Source organism: Streptomyces sp. NPDC088706, assembly GCF_044752765.1.
Classification (GTDB): domain Bacteria; phylum Actinomycetota; class Actinomycetes; order Streptomycetales; family Streptomycetaceae; genus Streptomyces.
The window spans coordinates 12,080-38,539 of sequence record NZ_JBIVLW010000014.1 but is presented as its reverse complement, the minus strand read 5'-3'; the positions used below and the strand labels follow the sequence as shown (position 1 = coordinate 38,539).

Below are 26,460 nucleotides of genomic sequence, written 5' to 3'. Positions count from 1 at the left end.
GGCAGGGGCCGTTTCACGCAACGGCTGCGGGAACCCTGCGCGCGGGACCCTCGGGAACTCAAGCGCCGCCGGGTGCCACAGGGCTCAGCGAACGTCGCTGACGAACGCCGACCAAGCGGAGGCACCGAAGACGAGGGCCGGCCCCTCCGGTTGCTTGGAATCACGGACGGGGACGAGGCCCGCAAAGTCGTCGGACACCTCGACGCACTGTCCGCCGTCTGAGTTGCTGTACGAGGATTTCCGCCAGGTCACGGATGTCAGGTCGGCTCGGCGCGATGGCATGTTCGGATCTCCTTGACCAGCTGCTGGATGAACTCGGTTGTCTTCTCCGGAGAGAGAGCCTTGTCTCGCTGCAAATCGTAGGACAACCGCAGTTCCTCGACGCGTCCTGATTCCTCAACCAGTTCACCGGACTTGCTGCCCTCCAGGTAGGCCACGGCCTTGCCGTTGGCCAGCCACAGGATCGTCAGCGAACCGCCCATCAGATCGTGCAGTCCTGCCGAGAAGGGCAGCAGCTGAAGCGTCACATTCGGCCGCTTCTGCCACTCCAGCAGGACCTCCAGCTGTTCCAGCCATACGGCGGGCTGCGAAGCCGCCCGGCGGAGCACCGCTTCGTCGAGCAGCGCTCGGAAGTAGGGAGCGTCCTCGCCTTCCAGGATGGACTGACGGCTCATGCGGGCATCGACATCTTCTTGCAGCGCCGCTGCTTCCCGGGGGCGCGCGTGCTCCAGGACCTCCGTCGCGTACGCCCTCGTCTGGAGCAGTCCCGGAATGGTGCTGCTCGCGTATTGATACTGAACCGTCGCTTCCCGCTCCAGCCTCATGAACCGCTGATACCGGCTGCCGAAAGCGTCGTCACGGGCCAGCTCCCAGAGCTGTTGCAGCTGCTCGCCCGTGCCATAGACCTTGTCGAGCGCCGCCATGACCTCCTCAGAGCCCAGGCGCGCTCCCGTCTCCAGCTTGTGCAGGTACGAACGGTCGTACGTCGTCTCCTCGTACAGCTCCTCCAGCGTCTTCCCGGACCGGTCCCGAAGCCGCTTCAGCGTCTCGTGCAGCATCTTGCGGGCGGACGCCTCCCCGCCCGAATCGGACGCACGTCTGGGCATTCCAACTCCCCTGTGTCCTGGAGGGATAGGGCTACAGAGACTCCCTTCCGAGCGTAGCCAGGATCACCGATGCTCGTCACAGAAAGAACTGAAGTCTTCACAGAAGGTGAGAGCCATGAGCGCGCTTCCGAAGTACGACCCCGAGTGCAGCTGGCGGGCCGAACGCATCCCCGCCCGTCCCGTCATGCGCGTCATCGACGTGCAGCGGCAGGACACGTACTTCGACCTCCCGCTGATGATCACCTTCAATGGAGGCGCGCAGGGCCCCGCGTGCCTCCGCCTGGAGGTGGACGGGGCGATCGACCTCGTGGACGAGCTGAATCTCGCGCTGGACACGCGGGTCAGGGAACCCGTTGCCCAGCCGTGCACCCCGTTCGGCTCCTGACGCGAGGCACGCGCGGCCCTCATGGCAACCCCGTACATGCGCGGGGAGCGCGTCGTCGGGAGATCGCGAGCCGGGACCGTTTTCCTGCCCCGGGCGGCATGCGAATCGTTCACTTGGCACATGCCACCCGGGTCGAAGTCGGCTGGACGGCAGAGCAGAGCCCGGCCCCCAGTCCTGCCGCTTCCGATGCCCGGAGCAGCCCCGTCAATCTGTACGAGGAAAGGGAAGCTTCACGTGTTCATCGACATTCCGAGCGAACTCGAAGCCGCTCTGATCGACCTCTCTCTCCCGACGTGGAAACTGGACGGCCCGTTCCTGGGCGAAGTCCTCCATGGAGCGGTACCGGATCGAGCTGACGGCCGCCCCGCAGTTCGAGGAGACCGTTGCGACGCTGCGCCGCGCGCTGTCCGGAGAGGGCGGCGGATACGCCGTGTTGCGCATGGGCAACCTCATCAAGGCGCTGGGGGCCGAGGACGACCGGTTCTTGCGGCTGGCGACGGGCTTCGCGGCCGAGGTGGGCGTCCCGTTCTCGCCCTTCCCGCGGTGGCCCCTCTGGAAGGACATCGGGGTCAAGGTCGACAAGGATCCTGGCAAGTCCAGCGGCATCGGGTACAACGCGTTCCACATGGACCTGGTGAACGGAACCCTGCCTCCGGACTTCACCGCACTCCTGTGCGTTCGCCCCGACCCGCTCGGTGGCGGCCTCAGCATCCTTTCCGACGCCCACGCCGCGGTGGCGCGGCTTTCGCAGGACAGCCGCGCCCTGCTGGCCGAGTCGGCCTACCACTACGGGATCTTCTTCGACCTGTTCGGCGTGGGGGAGGAGTACAGGCCGTTCCCGATCCTGGACGGCTCCGACCCGGGCGAGGGGTTCGTCCGGTTCACCGCCAAGATGCTGGAGCGGTCCCAGCTCGGCCAAGCGCACGCCGACGCCGCCAGGGAACTTGCCGAGGAACTCATCCGGGGTCAGGTCTCCTTCATGCTCCGGCCCGGGGACTACCTCATGGTGAACCAGCGCTGCACCCTGCATGGCCGGGAGGCGCTCCAGAACGGTCAGGAGACCGTCCCGGTCGCCGACCGGCGGCTGCTGCTCCAGTTGTTCCTGCGCGCGAGCGCCGACGACGGCTCGGCCGCTCAGTCGGTCGGCGGTACCGGTGACTCACCGTGTCCCACCTCCAGGCTCAGCCCCTGAGCACGCGGCTGGCCACAGGGTGGCCAGCCCGGTCGGGCGCTCGCGGAAACGATCGCGCACCGAGCTTCATCCCGTACAGGGGCCTAGATGCGCGAGTTGCGCAGCGACTGCCACACAGCGCCCATCAGCGCCCGCGTCGACCGCGCGACCGACAGATGCTCGTGCTCGCGGTACAAATTCCAGTTGTACGGAACGAGCGACAGTTTGTTGGAGGACAGCGAGCCCGCCTGGTGGGCCCTGTACACCGCAAGCGGCTCAGTCAGGCCGCGGGCGTCCGCGCCGTCCCGCATGATGCTGAGCCACAGCGCGTAGTCCTGGCGCTTGCGCATCTCCGGCATCAGCCTCGCGCCCAGGACATTGCGGTCATACATGGCGGTGAGAGCACCGATGTGGTCCTGGACCAGCATCGCGCGGTAGTCCACGTGCGCCCGCGCACGGATCACCCGCCCGTTCGGTTCCCAGTCGGTGCTCTCGCCGTCGTAGTCGGCGTCCATCTTGAAGTACGAGGTGAACGTCAAAGGCGCAGCGGCCTCCGCAGCGAAGGCGAGCTGCTTCTCGGTCTTCCCCGGCAGCCACATGTCGTCGCTGTCGAGAAAGGCGATGTAGTCCCCTCGGGCCCTCTCGATCGCAAGGTTGCGAGCACGGCCCGCACCGCCCCGTTCGGGTGCCGACTGAGGCAGGACGCGCTCGTCCTGCTCGGCGAACTCGCGGAGCAGGTCCATGGAGGCATCGGAGGACTGGTCGTCGGTGACCAGCAGCTCCAGGTCGCTGTGGGTCTGCGTCAGCACCGATCGGACGGCTGCGCCGAGGGTGGCTGCCGAGTTGTACACGGGCATCACGACAGACACCAAGGGCACAGCGCTTCTCCTTGCCAGGTCAGGAACAACGGTCCATTCAAGCACCGCAACTGAGTAGGAGCTGCCATGCAGATAGTCGTCGCTGGTCAGGGCTACGTAGGGCTCCCCCTGGCCGTACGCGCCGCAGAGGTGGGTCACCGTGTCGTCGGCTACGACGTGGACCCGCACCGCGTGCAGCAGCTCGCCGCCGGCCAGTCCTCCATGAGGGATGTGGACTCCTCGCGCCTGCGCGCAGTACTGGACTCCGGGGCCTACTCCGCGACCGTCGGCGCCGCCGCGCTGGCCGGCTTCGACATCGCGGTGATCACCGTGCCCACCCCGCTGCGGGACGGCGTGCCCGACCTGACCTACGTCGAGTCCTGCGCCCGGACGCTGGGTGAACGCCTTCGTCCCGGTGCGACGGTGGTCCTGGAATCCACGAGCTACCCCGGCACTACCGAGGAGCTGCTGCTGCCGATCCTGGAAGAGGTGTCCGGCCTCAAGGGCGGGGTGGACTTCCTGGCCGGATTCAGTCCGGAGCGGATCGGAAACAAGCGATGGTCGTTCGACGGGACGCCGAAGCTGGTATCCGGAATCGACGCCAAGTCACTCGATGTGATCAAGAAATTCTACGACGGCATCTTCGAGACCACGGTGCCCGTGTCCGGGACGAAGGTCGCCGAGCTGGCCAAACTGATCGAAAACACGTTCCGGTTCGTGAACATTTCCATGGTCAACGAGATGGCGATGCTGGCCGCTTCCCTCGGCGTGAACATCTGGGAGGCGATCGACGCCGCCGCGACCAAGCCCTTCGGCTTCATGCGCTTCACCCCGGGGCCGGGTGTGGGTGGGCACTGCTTGCCCGTTGACCCGATGTTCCTCTCGTGGAAGGCCCAGCAGGAGCTTGGCATCCCGTTCCGGTTCGCAGAGCTCGCCGCCGATGTCAACCGCCACATGCCCGACTACGTCGTCCGGCGTCTCATGGAAGCGCTCGGCAAGCGCGGCATGCCCATCCGCGGATCTCGGATTCTGCTGCTCGGCCTGACCTACAAGTACAACGCCACCGACCTTCGCAATTCCCCTTCGGCGCGTGTCGCCGAACTTCTCACCAACCTCGGCGCGGAGGTCCGTGGCGCCGAACCCAACATCCCTGATGGGGACGACACCGGGCCGAATGTACTCCGAGTCGATGCCGCCCCGGACGAGGTAGCCACCGCTGACGCAGTGGTTCTTCTCATGGACCACCCACGATTCGACCTCCCGATGATCGAGAATTGTGCAACCTATGTGCTCGACTGCCGAAACCGCCTTTCCGGGCCGAACGTCGAGACGCTTTAGTCTCCCCCCCCGCCCCCGCCGCCTGTCCTGCATCCCTGGGAGTTGTCTTGCGCGACGAATGGGAAAACGCCCACACGGACTACACAAAGCCCGCGCAGCGTCAAATTCCTGCCTCGCTGGCCGAAAGTGAGAGTGACTGGCGCAACTACCTGGAATGTTCGACCGCCAACGGCTGGTTGATACGCCACAACGCCATGACCGAAGCGCTCGTCAGCGGAAAGCCGATGTACCTGCTGCACACCACCAAGGACATCGACGCCGTCCGCGCCAGTGGGGAGTTGCACGTCTCCACCGGATGCCTGGTCGGGGCCCTGTACTGCACACCTCTCGCCAGTCGGCGCGGAGGGCTGCGCCCTCACAACCTAGGTGCCTACCTGATGCGGTCCAAGCCCCGCGCCACGCCCATGGTCTTCGAGGTGACCCCGGACGCCCCGGTACCGCCCAAGGGCGTCGACTACTTGCATCTCGGTGCCATTCACCTGCGTACCTACGAGCGCTACCAGAGCTTCCTCACCCCGGACGAAACCCATCGGCTCGACCAGGCACTGGTGGCCGGACTGCGCGCCGCGGCCGGGTTCCTCGACGTCGCTCTGCGCAACGCCGCCGGCCATGCCACTCCGGCATCCGCGTTCATCGACCAGGCGTCCGACGCCGTGACCCACGTACCGTTCCTCGGCTATCTGTACTTCGAGGTTCTGTCCGAATATCTGATGCTCCACTCCGCCGCTCCGGAGACCAAGACCTGCGCCCAAGCGGGAGAGCTGAACAACGGGCTCTACAAGCGACTCGCCTTCACCGCCGTAGGAGGCATGGACCAGTTATTCGACTTGGCCCGCTTCGCACCACGCCATGACCGGCTCGTCCAGCTCATCGAAAGCATCGAACCGGCTCTTGGCCCGGGGGTTGCCGAATACGTCCGGCGACGACTGTCTCACCTGTTCGCCCGGACCGTGCTGCACCCGTCCCAGGACGCGTCATCGGTCTCCTTCCGGGGGGCTGATCTCAACGCGATCCGGACAGTCGCGCCTGGACTGATCGGCCAGATGATCTTCCGCCAGATCCGGTACATGCCTCGCTACCAGCAGCTCTACCACTGCTTCGAGAAAGCCAAGGCTCTTGAGGCATGGGACTACTGGAACAACGAGGGGATACCCACACCCTTCAACGGAATCCTTCCCAAGGGGGAGATAGGGATAAATCCCGTCTACCCCAGATCGACAGTCCGGGTATGGACAGCAGAGCAGGACAGCAAGGGCTACTTACATCCGGCCGAGGAAATTGCGGCCGTCTTCACGCCGCACCTGGCCTCGTGGTGGGCGCCTCCCCATCAGTGTGATGCGCAGAACGCCACCGACGGCTCACGAGTCGATTCGGCTCTGGAATTTCCGATGCTCACCCAGCGATCATCGGCGAACGGAGTTTCCGCATGACTGCCGAACGCCTGAACATCCTGACCGGCATCAACCGCATCTCCGAGCCTTCGTCGGGGAGCATGATCCTCGTCAACGACCTCTACGGCGGGATGCCTGACACCCGCACGACTTTCCTCGGCAGGGCACCGGTCGATCCGGCTTGGAAGGCCGCGTTCGATCATCTGATCACTCTCTCCACAACGAAGCGCCCTCAAGGACCCGACTTCGACCCGTACGTTGACGCGCTGACGCGTGAGGTCGGTGCGCTCATCGAGGAGATCCAGCCGAACGCCATCCACGCCCAATACCTCGGGTTCGCTCTCAGCCTGGCCTTCACCCGAACCGCCGACAACATCCCGATCATCGCCATCGCCCACGGCCCCGACGTGATGATGGCCGAGCGCAGCGCATCGGAACGCGAGACCATGAATCACGTTGCGGCCGCAAGCGCCGCGATCGTCGCCCCGACCTCCGCCCTCGCCGACCGCATCGACAGTCTCACCGGACGTCGATTCACCGATCGACTCACCGTCATCCCGTGGGGAATCCGTTTGAGCGATACCCGCGTACGCGATCGACCGCCTACTACAGCAGGGGCCCTATCTTTGGTGCACGCAGGTCGTCTGGATGACAACAAATCCACGATCACCGCCGTCGAAGCCCTCGCTTTGACCGATCGGCCGCACCACTTGACCGTGATCGGTAGCGGACCTCTGCGGGAGCGCCTGGAACAGCGGGCTATCGGACTCGGACTGCGGGGTCGAGTTCATTTTGATTCATTCCTGCCCCGTGCCGAGCTGTGGCGCCGCCTGCCGAACTTCGACGCCTTTGTCTTTACCACCAGAGTTAGGGAGGCTTTCGGGCTCGTCCTCATTGAGGCCCAAGCCCACGGACTTCCGGTCGCCTACTCCGATCTTCCCGGTGTGAGGGAGATCCTCGGTAGTAGTGGCTTCCCCTACACGCCCGGCAACCCCCGCTCGCTGGCCATGGCCTTGGACGAGATGGGCCGGAACTTTCATCGACGTAGAGCCCTGACCGAGGCAGCTCTCCATAACGCGCGCCGATACGACATCACTACCACCGGCCGTCAGCTGCGCGAACTGACGCTCCGCGTGATCTCCGACCGCGATGAGGGCAGTCTCGTCAGCGCCGTCCCGCGCTAGGCTCCGGGCTCGCCCGGACGTGAGGAGAAAGGATGGCCTGCCTGCGGCCCCGGGGATGCCCCCAGGGCCGCGAGCGGTTGCGATCCCCTCAGTCGCGCTCCAGCCCGCCCCGCGCGATGACGCCCGCGTACCAGCGCGCACTGTCCTTCACCGTGCGCCGCTGCGACGCGAAGTCCACGTGGACGATGCCGAAGCGCTTGCTGTAGCCGTACGCCCACTCGAAGTTGTCCAGCAGCGACCACAGGAAGTAGCCGCGCACGTCCACCCCGTCCTCGATCGCCCGGTGTACGGCGCCCAGGTGCGCGTCCAGGTACGCCACCCGCTCCGGGTCGTGGACCTGGCCCTCCGGGTCCGCGTAGTCGTCGTACGCCGCCCCGTTCTCGGTCACCAGCAGCGGGACGTCCGGGAGTTCGTCGCGCAGGCGGGTCAGCAGTTCGTACAGCCCGTTCGCGTCCACCGGCCAGTCCATCGCCGTGCGCGGGCCCTCCGCCGGGGTGAACGCCACGTGCTGCTCGGCGCCCGCCCAGGGGGAGGGGGAGTCGGACCTGCCCGCCGAAACCACGCTGGGGGAGTAGTAGTTGATGCCCAGCGAGTCGATCGGGGTGGAGGCGACCTCCAGGTCGCCGTCCCGCACGAACGACCAGTCCGTCACCGCCGCCGTGTCCGCCACCAGGTCCTCCGGCAGCCGCCCGTGGAAGACCGGGTCCAGGAAGATCCGGTTCGCCACCGCGTCGATCCGGCGCACCGCGTCCCGGTCCGCCGCCGTGTCCGTCAGGGGGCGCAGCGCGTGCAGGTTCAGGGTGAGGGAGACCTCGGCGGTGGACGGGAGGCGGTCGCGCAGCACCCGGGCCGCGCGGCCGTGCGCCAGGTTGAAGTGGTGGGCGGCGCGCAGCGCGGCGAGGTCGCTGGTGCGGCCGGGGGCGTGGACCCCGTTCCCGTACCCGAGGAACGCCCCGCACCAGGGCTCGTTCAGCGTCGTCCACGTCGACACCCGGTCGCCCAGCGCCCCGGCCACCAGCCCCGCGTACTCCGCGAACCGGTGCGCCGTGTCCCGCTCCGGCCAGCCGCCCGCGTCCTCCAGCTCCTGCGGCAGGTCCCAGTGGTAGAGGGTGGCGACCGGTCGGATGCCGGCTCCCAGCAGCTCGTCCACCAGCCGGCGGTAGAAGTCCAGGCCGCGCTCGACGGCCGGGCCCCGGCCCGTCGGCTGGACCCGGGGCCAGGAGACGGAGAAGCGGTAGTCCGTGACGCCGAGCTCCCGCATCAGCTTCACGTCGTCCGGCATCCGGTGCAGGTGGTCGGCGGCGATGTCACCGGTGTCGCCGTTGCGGACCTTGCCGGGGGTACGGCTGAAGGTGTCCCAGATGGAGGGCGTACGGCCGTCCTCGGTGGCCGCCCCCTCGATCTGGTAGGCGGCGGTGGCTGTGCCCCACCGGAATCCGGCGGGGAAGCGGAGTCCCGTCCCGGTCTCGGGGCGGGTGCCCGGGGAGGTCGCCGGGCGGGCATCGACAGCGGTCATGAGAGGGACACTCCAGAAGGGGGAGGAGGAGAGGAAGAGGCCGGGCGGGCACCCCACACAGCCCGGAAGGGTGAGGAGGAAGAGGCACAGCCCGGAAGGGTGAGGAGGAAGAGGCACACGGCCCGGAAGGGCGAGGTGGAAGAGGCACACAGCCCGGAAGAGGGAGGACGCAGAGACCCTCGGCGGACAGGCCAGGGCTTACGGGCCTCAGCCCTTCACCGCGCCCTGCATGATGCCGCCGACGATCTGCCGGCCCAGCAGGCCGAAGACCAGCAGCACCGGCAGCGTGCCGAGCAGCGTGCCGGCCATGATCACCGACTGGTCGTTGACATAGCCGCCGCCGAGCTGCCGCAGCGCCACCTGCACGGTCGGCTCCTGCGAGGAAAGCGCGATGATCGGCCAGAAGAAGTCGTTCCACGCCGTCATGAACGTGAGCATCCCGAGCACCGCCATCCCCGGCCGCGCGATCGGAATCACGATCGACCAGAAGATCCGGGCCGTCGACGCCCCGTCCACCCGGGCCGCCTCGATCAGCTCGTCCGGCAGCGACTGCACCAGGTACTGGCGCATGAAGAACACCCCGAACGCGGAGACCAGGCCCGGCAGGATCACCGCCTGGAGCTGGTTCACCCACTGGAGTTCGGCGATCAGCATGAACAGCGGAATCACGCCGAGCTGCGGCGGGATCATCATCGTCCCGATCGTCAGCGTCAGCAGCGCACCCCGGCCCCGGAACCTCAGCTTGGCGAAGGCGAATCCGGCCAGCGTGCAGCACAGGACCGTGCCGAGCGTGATCGACGACGACACGATCAGCGAGTTCAGCAGCGCCTTGCCGATGTCCGCCTCTTCGAGGACCTGCTCGAAGTTCTTGATCAGGTTCGGGCCCGGCAGCAGGCTCGGCGGCACCTGCGCCAGGTCCGCGTTGGACCGGCTGGCCGCGACGATCGTCCAGTAGAAGGGGAACGCCGAGACCAGCAGCGCGAAGCCGAGGATGAGGTAGGAGAGCCAGCCGCCCTTCATCGTGCGGCCCGCGCCCCTCCTACGTACCCGCTTGCCGGGCGGGTCCTGCGGCGGGTGGCCCGTCCCGGGCGCTGTCGGCGGTGCGGCGAGCGTGGTCATCGGCCGGCCTCCTTGCGTGCGCGGCGGCGCGCGATCAGGGCGTTGGCCCCGACGAGCACCACGATCAGGACGAACATCACCCAGGCGATGGCCGCGGCCCGGCCCAGGTGGAAGAAGCCCCAGCCCTGCTCGTACATGTAGAGGCCGAGGGTCTGGTACTGGTGCGAGATCCCGCCGGAGATCGACCCCTCGAACAGCAGCGGCTCCCCGAAGAGCTGGGTCGCCCCGATCGTCGAGATGATCACCGTGAAGATGATCGTGGGCCGCAGTCCGGGGAGCGTCACATGGACGAACTGGCGCCAGCGCGAGGCCCCGTCCATCTCCGCCGCCTCGTACAGCTCGTGCGGGATCGACTGCATGCCCGCCAGGTAGATCAGCGCGTTGTACCCCGTCCACCGCCAGATCACGATCGTCGACACCGCGATCTGTGAGGCGACCGTGCCCGTCTGCCAGTCCACCGGGTCGAGGCCGACCAGCCCGATCACGTAGTTGATCAGTCCGAAGTCGCGGCCGAAGAGCTGCGCGAAGACGAGTGTGGCGGCGGCGACGGAGGTCGCGTACGGGAGCAGGATCGCGGTCCGGATGAAGGTGCGGCCACGGAGCTTGTAGTTGAGCAGGTGGGCCAGGCCCAGGGCCATCGCCAGCTGCGGGACCGTGGAGAGCACGCCGATGGTGAACGTGTTGCGCAGCGAGATCCAGAAGTACTCGTCGGTGAAGAGCGCCGTGTAGTTGGCGATGCCCCGCCACTCCATCTCGCCGCTCGTCTGGAGCTCGACCCGGTAGAGGGAGACGAACGCCGTGTAGAGGAGCGGGAAGAGGCCGAAGGCGAGGAACAGCGTGAAGAAGGGGGCGATGTAGGCGTACGGGGAGGCCTTGCGCCAGGTACGCCGGAGAGTGGCTGCCCGACCGACGTCGGGCCCGGGTCCGGTTCCGGCGGGGCTGCGGGGCCCGGCCTTCGCGGTGGCGGTGAGGGACACGATGCGGCCCTTCGGGATCGGGGGAGTCCGTTACGGAGAGGGGTACGGGGGCGGGGCCGGCCCAGCGTGGTGCGCACCGGTGGGCCGGCCCCAGGGGGAGGAGGGGAGGAGCAGCGCGTCCCGGCGTCAGCCGATCACGTTCGCCACGCCCTTCTTCGCCGTCTCCCACGCCTTGTCCGACGAGACCCCCTTGCGCTCGACCTCGCTCAGCGCGTTCGTCAGCTGCTGCATCACGTTCTGGTCGTGCACACCCAGCACCTGGACCGGGGACTCCTTGGCCGCGTCACCGAAGATCTGGCCGATCGGGGCGTTCGAGAAGTACGGGTCCTCGGCGTCCGCGATCTTCTCGATGGCACCCGTCGAGGAGGGGAAGTTGCCCTGCTTCTGGAAGACCTTCGCCTGCTGCTCGGGGGCGGTCAGCCACTCGATCAGCTGGTACGCCTCCTTCTTGTGCTTGGCCGCACGCGGGATCGAGAGGTACGAGCCGCCCCAGTTGCCGGCCCCGCCGGGCAGCTTGGCGATGTCCCACTTGCCCTGGCCGCCGTCACCGGCCTGGCCCTTGATGTAGCCGAGCATCCAGGCCGGGCACGGGATGGTGGCGAACGAACCGGCGGCGAACGCCTGGTTCCACTGCGGGGACCACTGGTCGAGCTTGGCGCTCAGGCCCGCGTCGGCCGCCTCCACGGAGGTGTCCCAGGCCTCCTTGACCGCCGGGTTCTTCTCGTAGATCAGCTCGCCGGAGGCGTCGTAGTACCGCTCCTTCTCCTGGCCGATCATGATCCCGTAGAGCGAGCCGACGCTGTCCAGCCAGGCGCTCCTGGCGGGGGCCTTCTTCTTGTACTCCTTGCCGAGCTCCAGGTAGCCGTCCCATGTGGACCACTTCTGCGCGAGCTCCGCGCGGTCGGTGGGGAGGCCGGCCTGCTCGAAGAGGTCGGTGCGGTAGCACATCGCCTCGGGGCCGACGTCCGTGCCGAGGCCGAGGATCCTGCCGTCCTTCGTGGTCGCCGCCGACCACTTGGCCTCGGCGAACCCGCCCTTGAGCTCGTCGGCCCCGAACTCCTTCAGGTCCTGGAACTTGTCGGCCTGCTGCTGGGTGACCGACGCGATCCGGCCCACCTCCACGCCCTGCACGTCCGCGAGCCCGCCGCCGCCCGCGAGGCGGGTCTGGAGCGACTTCCAGTAGTCCGCCTCGTCCTGGGTGTCGCTCTGCTTGATCGTCACGTCCGGGTGGAGCTTCTGGTACTCCTCGTAGAGCCCGGCCTCCTTGAAGCCGAAGGACCCGAAGAGGTCGACCGTCAGCGTGACCTTTCCGCCCGCGCTGTCGGAGGTGTCCGACGAGTCGCTGGATCCACAGGCGGCGAGGAGGGCCCCGGCGAGGACGACCGCGCCGAGGCGGGCGGTGGCTCTCTTGGCGGCTCGGGCGATGGGCATGGGAAGCCTCCCTTGGCTTCGGGATGAACCGAGCGCCTTGAGAGCGCTCTCAAAACCTGCGTCTGGAGCGTCCCCCACCGCCCCCTCCCCGTCAAGACTCGAACGCATAACAGCTTGGCGTTACACCCGGCCACCGCCCAACTGCCTTCCCTGTGCGTTCTCTTGACACCCACGTTTCAGGAGTTTTACGTTCCTTGGCACTTGAGAGCGCTCTCGAACGCGCTCCTCCCCCCCATGATCGAGGTGCTGCCCGTGCAAGCCTCCCTCTCCAGCTTTGCCTCCAGACCCGCAGCGGCGGCGCTCCTGGCCATCGCCCTGGCCGCCGTGAGCCTGGGCCCGGCCGCCTCCCCCGCGGCCGCCGCCACCATCCCCGCGGGTTCCGGCAGTTACACCGACGCCCGCCCCGCCGGTACGTCCGGACCCACCACGAACACCGGCGCGCCCGTCACTCCCAAGCTCACCGCCGCCGCCCGGGACAAGCCGGTCCCGACCAACGACTGGTGGTCCTCGCTCGCCTACCAGCGCTACGGCGACAACCCGTACTCCACGCCCATGTACGGCCACCCCCTCACGTACCAGGCGAAGGCGTCCGGTCTGGAGGTCGGCTACCCGACCACGCCCGCGATCGTCGGCGACGGCCGGCAGTACGAGTACGCCCACAAGGCCGACCTCACCGTCGGCCTCACCGGCCTGAACTCCCCCGACACCAAGGCCGACGCCTGGTCCGACTGGACGGTCACCCCGTACTGGGCGGACGGCTCCCGCACCTTCCGGGCCACCATCGGCCACGGCATGCCGTTCGTGTACGCCAAGGGGTCCGGCGGCGACGCCCGCATCACGACCGCCGCCGCGCCCACGGTCTTCTCCGACCAGGGCAACGTCCTCGGCATCACCGTCGCCGGGCATCACTACGCCCTCTTCGCCCCGACCGGCGCCGACTGGAACGTCTCCGGCACCACCATCACCGCCGGGCTCGCGGGCAAGGACTACTTCTCGCTGGCCGTGCTGCCCTCCACGGACGCGCTGGCGACCTACCGCAAGTACGCCTTCAGCTTCGTCACCGGCTCCCAGGTGGCCTGGCAGACCACCGGCGGCAACGTACGGGCGACCTACTCCCTGACCACGGAGGCCAAGGAGGGCACCGAGCGCGGCACGCTCCAGGCGCTCTACCGCCACCAGTGGCTGCATACGACCGACGCGCTGACCCCGTACACGTACGTCTCACCGCGCGGCACGATGAAGGTGCGCGAGTCCGCCTCCTTCACCACCAGCCAGAGGAACAACGGCGTGGTGCCCGCCCTGCCCGTCTCCAGCGGCGTCGACCGGGCCCGGCTGACCGGCTACCTCAACGAGGTCGCCAATGCCTCCGACCCGTTCTCGGGGGCCTCGGACACCTACTGGACCGGCAAGGCGCTCGGCCGTCTCGCCCAACTGGTGCCGGTCGCCGACCAGATCGGCCAGACCGCCACCCGCGACAAGCTCCTCGGCCTGATGAAGGGCCGCCTCCAGGAGTGGTTCACGGCGGGCGGGGCCGGTGAGTTCAGCTACGACAAGGCCTGGAGGACCCTCACCGGCTACCCGGCCTCGTACGGCAGCGACACCGAACTCAACGACCACCACTTCCACTACAGCTACTACGTCTACGCGGCGGCGGTCATCGCCCAGTACGACCAGGCCTGGGCGGCCGACTCGGCCTGGGGCGCGATGATCAAGCACCTGATCCGCGACACCGCCAACCCCAGCCGCACCGACTCCGCCTACCCCTTCCTGCGCGGCTTCGACGTCTACGCGGGCCACAGCTGGGCCTCCGGCCACCAGGGCTTCGCGGCGGGCAACAACCAGGAGTCCTCGTCGGAATCCATCAACCTCAGCGCCGGACTGGTGCTGTGGGGTGCGGCCACCGGTGACAACTCCCTCCGGGACCTCGGCAGTTACCTGCTGACGACCGAGTCCGAGGCGATCACCCAGTACTGGTTCGACGCGAGCGAGCAGGTCTTCCCCGCCTCGTACAAGTACGGCACCGTCGGCATGGTCTGGGGCAGCGGCGCCTCCTACTCCACCTGGTGGACCGCGAACCCGGAGGAGATCCACGGCATCAACGTCCTGCCGGTGACCGGTGGTTCACTCCACCTGGCCCGGGAGAAGGCCGCGATCAAACGGAACATCGCCGAGATGGAGCGCGAGAACGGCGGCCCGGCCCAGGAGTGGCGCGACCTGCTCTGGGAGTTCGAGGCACTGTCCGACCCGGCGGCGGCGAAGGCCAAGTGGGACGCGGCGAACGGCAATTACGGGCCGGAGCAGGGTGAGTCCAAGGCCCACACCTACCACTGGATCACCACCCTCGACACGCTCGGCGCACCGGACATGACGGTCAGCGGCGACCTGCCGACCTCGGCCGTCTTCGCCAAGAACGGCACCCGCACCTACACCGCCCACAACCACGGCTCCACCACCCGCACGGTGACCTTCTCGGACGGCAGGACGCTGTCCGTACCGGCCCGTTCGACGGCCGTCAGCACGGGGCCCGGCGGCGGCAACCCCGACCCGGACCCGGAGGAGCCGGGCCCATCCACCGGCAACACCTTCCGCCTGAAGACCGGCGGCGTCCTCACCACCGCCACCACCGACCCGGCGGGTGCGGACACCATCGCCTCGGCCGACGGGGTGAACCGGGACGGCACCCCGTACCGCCCGACCGTCTACGAGGTGAAGAAGGTCAACGGCAAGGTCTCCGCCGGGGCCGCCACCGCGTTCCGCCTCCGGGTGGACGCGGGCACCAAGGTCGGGCTCGCCCCGCAGGTCAGGGTCGGCTACGACCTGACCGGCGACGGCACCTTCGACCGCACCGAGACCTTCCGCTACTTCGCCACCGACCCGGTCGACGGGTGGGAGGAGTACACGCAGGCGGTCGGCGCGCAGGCGACCACCGGCAGCCTGGGCGAACTGAAGAACGGCACGGTCCGCCTGGAGATCTGGAACGCGCTGGGCAACGGCACGTCCCAGGTGCAGACGGGGACGGACGCGGCGGTGCTCAGGATCCCGTACGTGTAGAGGTGCTGAGGGAGAACGTCCCGTACGTGTGAGGAACTGCTGTACGGGCATGATCGGTGCGGCGGGTCTCCGGCTCCTCAGGGCGGAGGCCCGCCGTGCTCGTGTACCTGGGCTCGGGCCGAGGGCCCGCCGTGCTCGTGTACCAGGGCTCGGGCCGAGGGCCCGCCGTGCTCGTCGACCAGGGGTCAGGCCGAGGCCCGCCGAACCAGCGTCGTCGGGGTGATCACCGACTCCGGCGCCGAGCCGTTGCCCGTACGGTCCCGGTCCAGGCCGCGCAGCAGCAGCCGGGCCATCAGCCGGCCCTGGCCCTCGATGTCCTGGCTGACGGTGGTCAGCGGCGGATCGGTCGCCTCGGCCACCGATTCCATGTCGTCGAACCCGACGATCGCCACCTGTCCCGGCACGGCGATCCCCCGCTCCCGCAGGACCCGCAGCGCACCCGAGGCCATCAGGTCGTTGGCGACGAACACCGCGTCCAGGTCGGGCCGCCGCTCCAGCAGCTCCGCCATCGCCCGCGCCCCGCTCTCCACGGTGAACGCGCCCTCGGCGACGAGCGTCGGGTCCACATCGATGAGCACGTCCCGGTAGCCGTCGAGGCGGTCCATCGCGGAGGTCTGGTCGGGCGGCCCGCCGATGTGGGCGATCCGCTCCCGCCCGAGGTCCCGCAGATACCGCACGGCGACCCGCGCCCCGCCCCGGTTGTCGGCGTCCACATACGGGACGGCCTGGTCACCGGGGTCGGCGGTCCAGCTGGGCCGGCCTCCGTACACCGTCGCGATCCCCGCCCGCCGGGTGATCGCGGGCAGCGGGTCGTCCGTGTGGAGCGAGAAGGCGAGCGCACCGTCCACGTGGCCGCCGGAGAGGTAGCGCGCGATCCGGTCGAAGTCGCCCGGCCCCTCGACGAGCAGCAGGACGAGCTGGGTGTCGTGGGCGGTCAGCTCCTTGCTGATGCCCCGGATCTGCTGGGAGAAGAAGGGGTCCGAGAAGATCCGTATCTCCGGCTCGGCGATGACGACGGCCACCGCGCCCGTCCGCCGGGTCACCAGCGTCCGGGCCGCGTGGTTGGGGATGTAACCGAGCTCGTCGACCGCCTGGAGCACCTTGTCGACCAGCGGCTTGCGGACGCCGTCGCCCCCGTTGACGACCCGCGAGGCGGTGGCCCGGGAGACCCCCGCACGCGCCGCGACGGCTTCCAGGGTGGGCCGGGGCCCGGGGGACTGCTCGGGCAAGGCGGTCGCTCCTCGTCGACGGGGACGGCGGCACGCGGGGTGGTGCTGGCCCGGTGCCGTCGCCGGATCGTCTACAGCCTAGCGCCGGGGCGGGCGCGGCTGAGAGCGCTTCCCATCGGCGGCCGTACCCCGGATCGGCCCGTGGGCGCCTCCTCCGGGCCCGCTGCGCGTTGGACACGCTGGGTAGGCATTGCCCTGACTCGGAGCGGAAGGTGTGCAGCATGGAAGCGACGGAGCGGCGCAGGGTGGCGGCGGGCCGGGTGCGGACGGCGGAGGACGTGGTGGCGCAGCTGAAGGAAGGGCTGGCCGGGCTGGGCCTGACACTGCCCTCGCTGCGGGTCGACCCCGTCTCGTGTGCGGGCAACGAGCCGACGCCACTGGTCGACCTGGGCCGCTGCAACATCGACACCGCCTTGCGGCTGTGCGAGGTGCTGGTGGAGAAGGAGAGCGGTCATGACGGGTGAGGGAGCCGAGCCGTGTACGCCCGAGCCGGGGGTGTACGTGCCCGAGCCGGGGGTGTGCGGGCCCGAGTCGCAACCGTACGCGTCCGAGTCGCGGCCGTACGCGTCCGAGCCGGAGTCGTGCGTGCCCGAGCCGGAGTCGTGCGTGCCCGAGCCGGGGGCGTTCGCGGTGGACGGTCGGGACGGGCGGGTCGGCCGGGTGGTGGGCCGGGCCGGGACGGACGTGCGGTTGCGCCCGCCGGGCGGGGGGTCGGAGTGGGCCTGCCCGTCCGACGCCGTCCAGGCGGCGACGCCGGGCGCGGTGCTGCGGGCCCGGGTGACGGAGATCAACCGGGAGGGGCAGCTGCCGCGTTGAGCGGTGGTGGTGCGGCCGGACGCGCGAAGCGGCGGGGCCGGCCCCTCCTCGGGGTCGGGCCCGCCGCCGTTCGGGGGTGTACGCGCCGGCGCGTGGCCGGCGTACACGGATCGGTCACATGATGCGGAAAGCCATGTAGTACGTCGACAGTTGGGCGTGGTAGCCCGGGTCCTCCGCCTGCCGGTGGCGGTCGAACTCCGGCGAGTCCTTCACCTGGTCCTTGGTGAGGTCCACGTAGACCTTGCGGTCCTGCGTGTCGATCTGCCGCACCGTGCCCGCCGGGATGAGGACGTCCTTCCCGAAGATCCAGGTCCCGGTGTCGACCAGTAGATAGGCGGAACCGGGCTCGTCGGAGTGCTTGTCGACCTTGCCGATACTGCCGTCGGTCGCCTCCACCGCATACCCGGCGAGGTCGATGCCCGCAGTGTGACCGCTCGACGGCTGGTAGCCCCAGAGGGAGTCGCTCATTGTGGCCCCTTTCGAGAAGGTCAATTCAGATCACCGTGGATGAATCAATTGATCGGTCCCGGAAATTCGGGTTCCCGGCACCGCTTTCCCTACACATCGCGGGCACCGGTCATTTTTATCTTCTCTTCACGCGGCGAACGCGCCTGTCAGAAGGGTGTGCGCGAGGATGGGCGCGGGCAGGCGGAGTTCGTCATGGTATGGACCCCTGGGGTCACCTTTTCGTCGTATGAGGAGCCGAGGAGTCATCGTGGTCGACGTCAGGCGCTCGTTCACCGTCGCGTGCCCGTTGGAGCGGGTCGTCGCGTTTCTCGCCGACTTCTCCCGGGCGAAGGAGTGGGACCCGGGGACGCGGGAGTGCGACCGGGTCGACGGGTCGGCCGGCGCCCCGGTCGTCCAGGGCGCCCGGTGGCACAACGTCTCGGAGTTCCGGGGGCGGCGCACGGAGCTCACGTACCGGCTGGACGTGAAGGAGCCGGACCGGCTGGTCTTCGTCGGCACCAACAAGACGGCCGCCTCCACCGACGACCTCACCTTCCGGGCGGAGGGCGAGGAAACGACCAGGATCACCTACCACGCACACATCCGCTTCAAGGGCGTCGCCCGGCTCGCCGACCCCTTCCTGCGCAAGGAGTTCGAGCGGCTCGGCGACGAGATCACCCGGACCATGCCGCGCGCGGTGCTGGCCCACTGCGGGGACACCGCGCCCTGAGCCCTGGGTGGCAGGAAGACGTGGGCGGGGTGCGGTGACGGGCGGCGGGACGGAGCGAGGGCAGTGTCCGACGAGGTACGGGGATGGCTCTCCCCGAAGGCGGTGGCGGCCGAGGCCGGTGTGAGCCAGGAGTTCGACCTCTCCCAGTGCGTCCGGGAGCCGATCCACCTGCTCGGCGGCGTCCAGTCGTACGGGGCGCTGGTCGCGGCCCGGCTGCACGACGGTCTGGTGGACACGGTGAGCCGGAACACGGGTGAAGTGCTGGGCCGGGCGGCCGAGGAGCTGGTGGGGCGGCCGATCGCGGAGGTGATCGGGGACGATCAGTGGGCGCTGGCGCGGGAGAGCACGGAGGCGGCGGGCCTGTCGGAAGGGCCTTCGGACGGGCCCGCCGCCTCCGGGGTGCTCTCCCTCGCGCTGGAGTCGGACGGGCAGGCCCGGCTCTTCGACGTGACCGTCCACCGGGTCGACGAGCTGCTGGTGCTGGAGTTCGAACCACGGGCCGCGGCCGGTCCGTTCGTCTTCCAGAACTTCTACCCCCGGGTGCGCCGGGCCCTGCACCGGCTCCAGGGCGCGGCCGACGTCATCGAGTGCTGTGCGGCCGCCGTCCGGGAGGTCCAGGCGCTCACCGGCTACGACCGGGTGGTGGCGTACCGGTTCGACGGCCCCGACGGACCCGGCCAGGTCATCGCGGAGGCGCGTAACGAGGGGCGGGAGCCGTGGCTGGGGCTGTGGTTCCCGGCCAGCGACATCCCGCCGCAGGCCCGCCGCCTCTACGCCCGCAACTGGATCCGGGTCATCGGCGACGTGGACGACCGGACGGTGGGGCTCCTGCCCGAGCTGCGGGAGGGGACCGGCGAGCCACTGGACCTGTCGGGCTCGATACTCCGCACCGTCTCCGGCTACCACCTGGAGTATCTGCGCAACATCGGTGTGGCCTCCTCCATGTCGGTCTCGCTCCTGCACGACGGTGAACTGTGGGGGCTGATCGCCTGCCACGGCGACGAGCCGACGCGGCTGACCCCCGAAGTGCGGGCGGCCTGCGAGTTCTTCGGGATCGCGCTGTCCCTGCAGCTGACGGCCGTCGCCGAGCGCGAGCAGGCCGACGAGCTCTCCGGGTACCGCAGGGCGCTCGCCACGCTGCTGGCCCGGCTCACCTCCCAGGCACCGGACACCCTGATGCACCCCGACTCCGGGCTGGCCGGACTCCTCCACGCCGACGGGGCTCTGCTGCTCAGGGGCCGGGGCACCGAGAGGCTGACGACGGGGGCCCCGCTCCCGGCCGGGCTGCCCGGCCTGCTGGAGCGGCTGGCGGGTCGGAGCCCGGTGGGTGAGGTGTGGAGCACCGACCGGGTACCGGAGACGCTGGGCCTCGATCCGCTGGACGCCCAGGAGCAGGGGCTGCCCGCGGGCCTCCTCTTCCTCCCCTTCAACCGGGACGGTGACCTGCTGGCCTGGTGGCGCCGGGAACGGCCCGCCCCCCGGGAGTGGGCGGCCGACCCGGCGCGCCCGGTGCGTACGGGACCGGGCGGTGAGCGGCTGACCCCGCGCGGTTCCGCCGCCGTCCATCGGGCGACCGTACGCGGGCGGAGCCTGCCGTGGACCCCCGCGCAGCGGGTCGTCGCCGGAGAGCTCTGGCGGGAGATGTCGGGCCTGCTCAGCCGGCAGATGGCGGAGCTGGAGGCGCGGAACACCGAGCTCGCCCGGACCAACGAGGACCTGGACTCCTTCGCGCACGCGGCGGCCCACGACCTGAAGGAGCCGCTGCGGGGGATCTCGAACGCGGCTGCCTTCATCGTCGAGGACGCAGGTGGCGAACTGGACACGACCTCCCTGCGCCGGCTGACCACGGTGCGCCGGCTCGCGGAGCGCATGGACGGGCTGCTCGACTCCCTGCTCCACTTCTCCCGCCTCGGCCAGGTCGGCCTGGAGCGGGAACTGCTGTCGCTGGACGAGGTGGTGGACGACGCGCTGCTGGTCGCCGGTGACCGGCTGGCGGAGCAGGGTGTGACACTGGTGCGCCCCGCCCCTCTGCCCCATCTGCGCGCGGACCGGGAGCGGCTGCGCGAGGTGCTGGAGAACCTGTTCGTCAACGCGGCCAAGTACGCGGCGGACGAGGGCGCGGGCGAGCGGCGGGTGTGGGTGGAGGCGGTCCCGGTGGTGCCGCCCGGCGCCGAGGACGGGCGGGAGGTGACGGCCGTCGCCGTACGGGACAACGGCATCGGCATCCCGCCCGCCCAGCACGAGGACGTCGTCCAGCTGTTCCGCCGGCTGCACCGGCGCGAGGAGCGGGGCGGCGGCTCGGGCGTCGGCCTCGCGGTGGTCAAGCGGATCGTGGAACGCCACGGGGGCCGGCTGTGGCTGGAGAGCCCCGCCACCGCGCCGGACGGCAGCCGGCCGCCGGGCGGGGGTCCGGGGACGGCGGTGTGGTTCACGCTGGGCGGGGCGGACGCTCCGTCAGGGTGAACCTGGTCAGGGCGTCGGCCACTCGGCAGCTGGTCGGCCGTCCGCCTGCGCGACCAGAAGTCGACCGCACCCCGCAGAACGGTCTGGAACAGCTCGAAGTTGACGGGCTTGTAGATGTAGCTGTCCGCGCCCGCCGCATAGCACGCGTCCTCCTCCGCCGATGAGGTGGACGAGGTGAAGACCACCACGGTCAGGGAGGCGCACTCCGCGTGCGCGCGCAGGTCGGACAGGAGCGTCAGGCCGTTGACGCCCGGCATGTTGAGGTCGAGCAGCACCAGGTCCGGGGTGGGGGCGTGCGGGTCGAGGAGGCGGGGGACCACGGTGTCGCCGCGCGGGGCGAATTCCACGTGCAGGGAGGGGTGGGAGCGGGACAGGGCGCGCTGGATGGCCTCGGTGTCCTCCTCCGAGTCCTCCACGACGAGGATCAGTCCGTCGCTGTTCATCCCAGGGCCGCCTGTTCGAGCTGGAGGTGGTGGGGAGGCAGGTCCGCGCCGGGCGGAACACCGGTCCAGCGGGCCACGAGCAGGGCGATGTCGTCCTGCCCTGAGGCACGGAACAGCTTGGCCTGCCGGGCCAGGCTCTCCGCGATGTGCGCGGCGTCGAACCCGCGCAGAGCGGCGAGCCGCCCGGGCAGGACGCTCTCGAAGAAGGTGCCGCCCGCCTCCCGTGACTCGGTGAGCCCGTCGGTGAAGAGCACCAGGGTGTCGTCCGGGGCGATGCGTTCCTCGTGGCTCTCGTAGGAGACGTCGTCCAGGACCCCGAGGAGGAGTCCGCCGGTGAGCACCTCGGAGACCGTGCCGTCGCTGCGGAGCACCAGGGGCGAGGGGTGTCCCGCGCTGCACGTGCTGAGCAGCGCCGTGCCGTCGGCCTGGGGTGTCAGGGTCACCACGACCGCGGTGAGGAAGCGGCTCGCCCGCTCCTGGCGCAGCGCCCGGTTGAGCCGGCTGAGGGCGGTGCCCGGGTCGGTGCCCTCCTCCAGCAGGGTGCGCAGGGTGTGGCGGGCCAGGCCGGTCAGGGCCGCCGCCTCCGCGCCGCGCCCGCAGACGTCGCCGATCAGCAGGGCGATGCTGCCGTCGGGCCGGGGGACGGCGTCGTAGAAGTCGCCGCCCACGTCGAGCATGGGGTCGCCGACCTCGTAGCTCGCGGACAGGTCCCACTGGTCGGTGACCGGGAACTGTGAGGGGAGCAGGTGCTCCTGGAGCGAGAGGACGGCGTTGCGGCGGAGCTCGTAGAGCAGGGCGTTGTCGATGGCGAGGGCGGCCCGGGTGGCGAGGCTGCGGAGGAAGGCGCTGTCCGGCAGCCGGGCCGGGGGCCGCTGGTAGACGAAGGTGATGGAGCCGACCACGCGGCCCCGGGCCCGGAGGGTGCTGATGCTCACGACGGTGGAGCGGCGACCGCCCCCGGCCGGGTTCGCACCGGCGGGGCTGGTGGGGCCGGCGTGGCCGGCGGGGCCCCCGGTTTGGGTGGGTCCGGTGGGTCCGGTGGGGCCCCCGATGTGGATGGGTCCGGTGGGTCCGGTGGGTCTCCCGGTTTGGATGGGTCCGGTGGGTCCGGGGGCGCGGGCTGCGTCGGCTGCGTCGGCCGCTTCAGCCGGGTCCGCCGCCTCGGCCGCCTCGGCCGGGTCCGCCGCCTCGGCCGGGTCCGCCGCCTCGGCGAAGGGCGAGCCGTTGAGTGCGGCGCCGCTGAGGAACACCGTGTCCTCGTCCTCGCCCCGGCGCGCGAGCAGCGCCGCCAGCCACGGGTCGTCGCGGCCGACCGCCTCCAGCGCGCGCTGCTGCCGTACGGCGACGTGCGTGGCGGCGACGAACTCCGGGCCCTCGCTGCGCAGCAGATGGACCAGAGCCCCGTCGGCGACGGCCGGAACGGCGATCCGGGCCACCCGCCGCAGGGTGTCCTCCACGTCCAGCGACGAGTCCATCTGGAGGGAGGCCTCGGCGAGCAGCGCGTCGTCCGCACCCCGGCGGGCCTCACGGCCGCGCTGGAGGATGCCGGTGTGGCAGGCGACGATGACGTCGACGGTCTGGGTCAGCCGGCTCTCGACGGCCGGCAGGTCCGCCGAGGCGTCCACGGCGAGTGCCAGCGCCGCCCAGCCCCGCTGGTCCAGCCGGAAGGTGCAGGCCACGACGGAGGCTCCCGGTGTCCGCCGCAGGAACTCCGCCTCCGGCCACGCGGCATCGTCGAGCCCGTCCACGGCGGACCGGGTCACCACGGGCCCGGCCCCCGGCTCCCGTACGGCCGCCCCCGGCATGGGCCGCGTGGTGGCGACGGTCACCGGGGTGTCGCTCCCGGCGCTCAGGGCGCGCACGTACCGCAGCACCTGTCTCTCGTCCCAGCGGGTACCCACCACGAGGTGGACTCCCGGGGTGGCGAGGAGCGGCGCGTAGACGTCGTCCGCGAGCGCCGCGACGTCCTCGGCCCGCGTGGCGGCCTGCCAGAGCCGGTGCAGCGCACCGGACCAGGTGTCGTCGCCCATGTCCCCGCCCTCCGGTTCCCTCTCGCCCGCCGTACTCGGACTCGTGTCCGGTACCCGGCCAGTATGACCGGCAGGCCGCGATGCATGCCGTGGGAGGGATCACGGGGACGTGCGGAAAGGGGACGTGCGGAAACAGGCGCTGATGAGCGGGCTGTCCTGTGCGCGGCCACTCGTTCGTGGGACCCTGGGAAAAGCGGCCTGCGGCCCGCGAGATCTGCGATCTGGCCCGTTCGCCAAGGCCACGGAAGAAGGGACCCGCGATGACCGCAGCGTTCGTCGGGAACGGCCACGCACCGGGCGCGCGCGTGGGACTACCTGCCGCAGACATGGCGTGAACTGGCCGTGCCGTCGCCGTTCGGCGTGACGCTTTCGACCGGGGAGTTCCCGGGGTCTGCCGTTCCTCAGGCGCGCGGCTCCACCGTACGGTCGAGCGGCCCGCCGTCAGCCCGCAGAGCCCCCCGCTCCCGGGCCTTGCGCCTCCTCCCGCGCCCCCTCCCGGCTCCCCCCGCTCCGCTCGGCGATGTACGCGTCCATGCTGGTGCTCAGCTCGGCGAGCAGTGTCTCGAAGCCGGCCAGGAGCTCGGGTGGATGCCCCGCCATGACGGCGTCCAGGCGGACGCCCAGCGGGCGGAAGAACTCGTCCGCGCACTCCTGGACGTACGCGCTGCTGCGCAGGGTGATGACGCGCCGGTCGGTGTGTTCCCGGCTGCGGATGACGTGTCCGGCCTGTTCCAGGCGGTTGAGCAGGGCGGTCGTCGCGCTCGGGGAGAGCAGGATGCGCTCGCTGAGACGGGCCGGTGACAGCGGGGTGCCCCGCTCCTCCGCCGCGGCGACCTCCAGCAGCGCCACCGCGTCCGTGGAGTGCAGGCCCAGCCAGTCGGCGAAGAGGCGGCTCAGCTCGGTGAACTGGCCGCCGTAGGCCCGAAGGCCTTCGATCAGCCGTTCCCGCTGCCCGGCCGCACCGCCGTGCGCTGATTCCTCCTCGGCCAACGCCAACGCCACCCTTCCTGCGGATTCCCGTCCGGCACCCCGTGCCTTTGACAACCTATCGCCCTCAGCTTACTTTCATCGTGGAACTATTCCACGATGGAAGGACTTGTTGTGCGTGAACCGTCCGCCACCCGCCGATGGCTGGGTCTGATCGCGATCGCGTTGGGGGTGGCACTGATCGTGGTGGACACCACGATCGTGAACGTGATCGTCCCCGCGGTCATCGAGGACCTGGACGCCACTTCCGCCCAGGCGCAGTGGATCCAGGAGTCGTACGCGATCGTCTTCGCGGCGCTGCTCCTGCTCACCGGCCGTCTGGCCGACATCTTCGGGGCCCGCCGGATCTTCCTCGGCGGTGTCGTCGTCTTCGGTGCGACCAGCGTGCTGGCCGGTCTCGCACCCGACAGCGGGCTGCTGATCCTGGCCCGCTTCCTCCAGGGCGCCGGAGCGGCGATGCTGCTGCCGACCTCGCTCTCCCTGCTGAAGGCGACCTTCACCGGCAAGGCGCGCGGCCAGGCGTTCGCCGTGTGGGGCTCGACCATCGGGGCAGCCGCCGCACTCGGTCCGCTGCTGGGCGGCTGGCTCGCCGAGCACGTCTCCTGGCGCTGGGCCTTCGGCATCAACGTGCCGCTCTCCGTGCTGGTCGGGGCCGGTGTGCTGCTGTACATGGCGCCCTCGCCCCGGACGCGCGGCCGTATCGACGTCCCCGGAGCGCTGCTCTCCGTCGCGGCTCTCGGGCTGCTGGCCTTCGGCCTGGTCGAGGGGCGCAGCTACGGCTGGATCACCACCGTGCACCCGCTGGAGGTACTCGGCCTCACCTGGTCAGCCGGCCCCTCACCGGTCCTGGTGGCACTGGTCCTCTCGGCGGTCAGCCTCGCCGCGTTCGTACGGCGGCAGATCGTGCTCGGCCGTCAGGGTGACGCGGAGCGGGTCCTGATGGACGTGAACCTGTTCTCCATCGCGTCGTTCCGCAGCGGCAACATCGCCACGCTCATCATCGGCATCGGCGAGTTCGGCGTCGTCGCGATCCTGCCCCTGTGGCTGCAGTTCACCCTCGGCTACAGCGCCCTCCAGGCCGGCCTGGCCCTCGTACCCGTGGCCATCGGCTCCTTCGTCGCCAGTGGCGCCGGCTTCGGCATGGCCGCCAAGGTCGCCCCGCTCGGCCAGCTGCGCGTGGGACTCGCGCTGGAGGTGGTGGGACTGGCCGGGATCGGGCTGATCGCCGCCCCGGACAGCTCCTGGTGGTCGGTCTCCCTGGTCCTCTTCCTGTACGGGATCGGCGTCGGCTTCGCCACCGCGCAGGTCACCAATGTCGTCCTCGACGACATCCCCGAAGCCAGCTCCGGGCAGGCGTCCGGGGTCCAGAGCGCCTTCCGCCAGCTCGGCTCCGCTCTCGGCATCGCCGCCCTGACCACGGTGTTCTTCACCACGCTCAGCACCCGGCTGAACGACCGGCTCACCGGTGGCGGCGTGCCCGCGGGCGAGGCGGACCGGCTCACCGGGGCCGTCACCGACAGCGCGGGAGCCGCGATCGGTCCCCTGGCCGCCAACCCGCAGACGGCCTTCGTCGCGGACGCGGCCCGCGCGGCGATGACGGACGGAGTCGTCCTCGGGGGATACGTGGCCGCCGGCTTCGTCCTGCTGGGGCTGATCGCGTCGTTCCTCATCCCGTCCGGTCCGGTGGCGGACGGGGACGCTTCGGGCCCCGCGCGGGGAGCGGAACCCGCGCTGCACTGAGGGCCGGCCGCCGCCTCCTGGCCTAAGGGACGTCGGGGCGCGTCACCTC

22 protein-coding genes and 1 pseudogene are annotated in these 26,460 nt (G+C 70.2%); 11 read left to right on the top strand and 12 right to left on the bottom strand.

Features of this window, described 5'->3' with window-relative positions; all coding sequences use genetic code 11:
• Nucleotides 1–84: 84 nt before the first annotated feature.
• Nucleotides 85–282 (bottom strand): DUF397 domain-containing protein, encoded by a 198-nt coding sequence (locus ACIQAK_RS25665; RefSeq protein ID WP_366391570.1) that lies wholly within the window; start codon nt 280–282, stop codon nt 85–87.
• Nucleotides 258–1,058, bottom strand: coding sequence for a helix-turn-helix transcriptional regulator (locus ACIQAK_RS25660; protein ID WP_366391571.1), 801 nt, complete (start codon nt 1,056–1,058; stop codon nt 258–260). The genes ACIQAK_RS25665 and ACIQAK_RS25660 overlap by 25 nt, the downstream gene beginning before the upstream one ends.
• A gap of 163 nt (nt 1,059–1,221) precedes the next feature.
• On the opposite strand from ACIQAK_RS25660, the gene ACIQAK_RS25655 reads away from it, so the two are divergent.
• Together ACIQAK_RS25655 and ACIQAK_RS25650 are read left to right on the top strand one after the other, a co-directional pair.
• Nucleotides 1,222–1,491, top strand: a complete 270-nt coding sequence (locus tag ACIQAK_RS25655; RefSeq protein WP_366391572.1) for a hypothetical protein — start codon at nt 1,222–1,224, stop codon at nt 1,489–1,491.
• A 331-nt stretch (nt 1,492–1,822) separates the two neighbouring features.
• Complete coding sequence (locus tag ACIQAK_RS25650) at nt 1,823–2,683, top strand: TauD/TfdA family dioxygenase (protein ID WP_366391573.1); 861 nt, start codon at nt 1,823–1,825, stop codon at nt 2,681–2,683.
• Nucleotides 2,684–2,766: 83 nt separating this feature from the next.
• Here ACIQAK_RS25650 and ACIQAK_RS25645 read toward each other — a convergent pair whose 3' ends face one another.
• A complete protein-coding gene (locus ACIQAK_RS25645; RefSeq protein ID WP_366391574.1) occupies nt 2,767–3,540 on the bottom strand; it encodes a glycosyltransferase family A protein in 774 nt (257 codons plus the stop codon).
• Nucleotides 3,541–3,606: 66 nt separating this feature from the next.
• Here ACIQAK_RS25645 and ACIQAK_RS25640 point away from each other — a divergent pair, with 66 nt between their 5' ends.
• The 3 genes from ACIQAK_RS25640 to ACIQAK_RS25630 are packed head-to-tail and all read left to right on the top strand — an operon-like array spanning nt 3,607 to nt 7,432.
• Nucleotides 3,607–4,857, top strand: a complete 1,251-nt coding sequence (locus ACIQAK_RS25640) for a nucleotide sugar dehydrogenase (RefSeq protein ID WP_366391575.1) — start codon at nt 3,607–3,609, stop codon at nt 4,855–4,857.
• Nucleotides 4,858–4,904: 47 nt separating this feature from the next.
• Nucleotides 4,905–6,287 carry a hypothetical protein gene (locus ACIQAK_RS25635; protein ID WP_366391576.1) on the top strand — a complete coding sequence of 461 codons (1,383 nt, stop codon included), beginning with the start codon at nt 4,905–4,907 and terminating at the stop codon, nt 6,285–6,287.
• Nucleotides 6,284–7,432 carry a glycosyltransferase family 4 protein gene (locus ACIQAK_RS25630; protein WP_366391577.1) on the top strand — a complete coding sequence of 383 codons (1,149 nt, stop codon included), beginning with the start codon at nt 6,284–6,286 and terminating at the stop codon, nt 7,430–7,432. Before ACIQAK_RS25635 ends, ACIQAK_RS25630 begins: the two co-directional genes overlap by 4 nt.
• Before the next feature lie 88 nt (nt 7,433–7,520).
• On the opposite strand, the gene ACIQAK_RS25625 is transcribed toward ACIQAK_RS25630, so the two are convergent.
• The 4 genes from ACIQAK_RS25625 to ACIQAK_RS25610 all read right to left on the bottom strand — a co-directional run bounded on the left by ACIQAK_RS25625 (nt 7,521) and on the right by ACIQAK_RS25610 (nt 12,475).
• Nucleotides 7,521–8,948: a GH1 family beta-glucosidase gene (locus tag ACIQAK_RS25625; protein WP_366391578.1), complete on the bottom strand. Its 1,428-nt coding sequence runs from the start codon at nt 8,946–8,948 to the stop codon at nt 7,521–7,523.
• A 207-nt stretch (nt 8,949–9,155) separates the two neighbouring features.
• Complete coding sequence (locus ACIQAK_RS25620) at nt 9,156–10,067, bottom strand: carbohydrate ABC transporter permease (RefSeq protein WP_366391579.1); 912 nt, start codon at nt 10,065–10,067, stop codon at nt 9,156–9,158.
• Nucleotides 10,064–11,044 (bottom strand): sugar ABC transporter permease, encoded by a 981-nt coding sequence (locus tag ACIQAK_RS25615; RefSeq protein ID WP_366391580.1) that lies wholly within the window; start codon nt 11,042–11,044, stop codon nt 10,064–10,066. The genes ACIQAK_RS25620 and ACIQAK_RS25615 overlap by 4 nt, the downstream gene beginning before the upstream one ends.
• 126 nt (nt 11,045–11,170) lie before the next feature.
• Nucleotides 11,171–12,475 (bottom strand): extracellular solute-binding protein, encoded by a 1,305-nt coding sequence (locus ACIQAK_RS25610; RefSeq protein ID WP_366391581.1) that lies wholly within the window; start codon nt 12,473–12,475, stop codon nt 11,171–11,173.
• Between the two features lie 234 nt (nt 12,476–12,709).
• On the opposite strand from ACIQAK_RS25610, the gene ACIQAK_RS25605 reads away from it, so the two are divergent.
• Nucleotides 12,710–15,526 (top strand): glycosyl hydrolase, encoded by a 2,817-nt coding sequence (locus tag ACIQAK_RS25605; protein ID WP_366391582.1) that lies wholly within the window; start codon nt 12,710–12,712, stop codon nt 15,524–15,526.
• Between the two features lie 185 nt (nt 15,527–15,711).
• On the opposite strand, the gene ACIQAK_RS25600 is transcribed toward ACIQAK_RS25605, so the two are convergent.
• Complete coding sequence (locus ACIQAK_RS25600) at nt 15,712–16,755, bottom strand: LacI family DNA-binding transcriptional regulator (protein WP_366391583.1); 1,044 nt, start codon at nt 16,753–16,755, stop codon at nt 15,712–15,714.
• Nucleotides 16,756–16,976: 221 nt separating this feature from the next.
• Between ACIQAK_RS25600 and ACIQAK_RS25595 the strand changes: the two genes are divergently transcribed.
• Nucleotides 16,977–17,219, top strand: a complete 243-nt coding sequence (locus ACIQAK_RS25595; RefSeq protein ID WP_366391584.1) for a hypothetical protein — start codon at nt 16,977–16,979, stop codon at nt 17,217–17,219.
• A gap of 142 nt (nt 17,220–17,361) precedes the next feature.
• Nucleotides 17,362–17,571 (top strand): hypothetical protein, encoded by a 210-nt coding sequence (locus tag ACIQAK_RS25590; protein ID WP_366391608.1) that lies wholly within the window; start codon nt 17,362–17,364, stop codon nt 17,569–17,571.
• 114 nt (nt 17,572–17,685) lie between these two features.
• Here the strand turns inward: ACIQAK_RS25590 and ACIQAK_RS25585 are convergent, their stop codons facing one another.
• Nucleotides 17,686–18,039, bottom strand: coding sequence for a PRC-barrel domain-containing protein (locus ACIQAK_RS25585; RefSeq protein ID WP_366391585.1), 354 nt, complete (start codon nt 18,037–18,039; stop codon nt 17,686–17,688).
• Between the two features lie 247 nt (nt 18,040–18,286).
• On the opposite strand from ACIQAK_RS25585, the gene ACIQAK_RS25580 reads away from it, so the two are divergent.
• The gene (locus ACIQAK_RS25580; RefSeq protein WP_366391586.1) at nt 18,287–18,748 is read left to right on the top strand and encodes an SRPBCC family protein; all 462 of its coding nucleotides are present in this window, start codon (nt 18,287–18,289) and stop codon (nt 18,746–18,748) included.
• Between the two features lie 63 nt (nt 18,749–18,811).
• Complete coding sequence (locus ACIQAK_RS25575; protein WP_366391587.1) at nt 18,812–21,211, top strand: ATP-binding protein; 2,400 nt, start codon at nt 18,812–18,814, stop codon at nt 21,209–21,211.
• A gap of 143 nt (nt 21,212–21,354) precedes the next feature.
• Here the strand turns inward: ACIQAK_RS25575 and ACIQAK_RS25570 are convergent.
• The 3 genes and pseudogenes from ACIQAK_RS25570 to ACIQAK_RS25560 form a co-directional block, all read right to left on the bottom strand.
• A pseudogene (locus ACIQAK_RS25570) lies at nt 21,355–21,654 on the bottom strand (response regulator); the annotation flags it as partial.
• Entirely contained in the window at nt 21,651–23,684 is a 2,034-nt protein-coding gene (locus ACIQAK_RS25565) for a PP2C family protein-serine/threonine phosphatase (protein WP_366391588.1), read from the bottom strand. The pseudogene ACIQAK_RS25570 and the gene ACIQAK_RS25565, both read right to left, overlap by 4 nt.
• A gap of 441 nt (nt 23,685–24,125) precedes the next feature.
• Entirely contained in the window at nt 24,126–24,680 is a 555-nt protein-coding gene (locus ACIQAK_RS25560; protein ID WP_366391609.1) for a MarR family transcriptional regulator, read from the bottom strand.
• A gap of 90 nt (nt 24,681–24,770) precedes the next feature.
• Here ACIQAK_RS25560 and ACIQAK_RS25555 point away from each other — a divergent pair, with 90 nt between their 5' ends.
• Entirely contained in the window at nt 24,771–26,411 is a 1,641-nt protein-coding gene (locus tag ACIQAK_RS25555; protein WP_366391589.1) for a DHA2 family efflux MFS transporter permease subunit, read from the top strand.
• Nucleotides 26,412–26,460: the final 49 nt, after the last annotated feature.

Coding starts and splice junctions, on each gene's coding strand:
- ACIQAK_RS25665 (WP_366391570.1), bottom strand. CDS start 282: ATGCCATCGCGCCGAGCCGACCTGACATCCGTGACCTGGCGGAAATCC.
- ACIQAK_RS25660 (WP_366391571.1), bottom strand. CDS start 1,058: ATGCTGCACGAGACGCTGAAGCGGCTTCGGGACCGGTCCGGGAAGACG.
- ACIQAK_RS25655 (WP_366391572.1), top strand. CDS start 1,222: ATGAGCGCGCTTCCGAAGTACGACCCCGAGTGCAGCTGGCGGGCCGAA.
- ACIQAK_RS25650 (WP_366391573.1), top strand. CDS start 1,823: ATGGAGCGGTACCGGATCGAGCTGACGGCCGCCCCGCAGTTCGAGGAG.
- ACIQAK_RS25640 (WP_366391575.1), top strand. CDS start 3,607: ATGCAGATAGTCGTCGCTGGTCAGGGCTACGTAGGGCTCCCCCTGGCC.
- ACIQAK_RS25630 (WP_366391577.1), top strand. CDS start 6,284: ATGACTGCCGAACGCCTGAACATCCTGACCGGCATCAACCGCATCTCC.
- ACIQAK_RS25625 (WP_366391578.1), bottom strand. CDS start 8,948: ATGACCGCTGTCGATGCCCGCCCGGCGACCTCCCCGGGCACCCGCCCC.
- ACIQAK_RS25620 (WP_366391579.1), bottom strand. CDS start 10,067: ATGACCACGCTCGCCGCACCGCCGACAGCGCCCGGGACGGGCCACCCG.
- ACIQAK_RS25610 (WP_366391581.1), bottom strand. CDS start 12,475: ATGCCCATCGCCCGAGCCGCCAAGAGAGCCACCGCCCGCCTCGGCGCG.
- ACIQAK_RS25605 (WP_366391582.1), top strand. CDS start 12,710: ATGATCGAGGTGCTGCCCGTGCAAGCCTCCCTCTCCAGCTTTGCCTCC.
- ACIQAK_RS25595 (WP_366391584.1), top strand. CDS start 16,977: ATGGAAGCGACGGAGCGGCGCAGGGTGGCGGCGGGCCGGGTGCGGACG.
- ACIQAK_RS25585 (WP_366391585.1), bottom strand. CDS start 18,039: ATGAGCGACTCCCTCTGGGGCTACCAGCCGTCGAGCGGTCACACTGCG.
- ACIQAK_RS25565 (WP_366391588.1), bottom strand. CDS start 23,684: ATGGGCGACGACACCTGGTCCGGTGCGCTGCACCGGCTCTGGCAGGCC.
- ACIQAK_RS25555 (WP_366391589.1), top strand. CDS start 24,771: ATGGAAGGACTTGTTGTGCGTGAACCGTCCGCCACCCGCCGATGGCTG.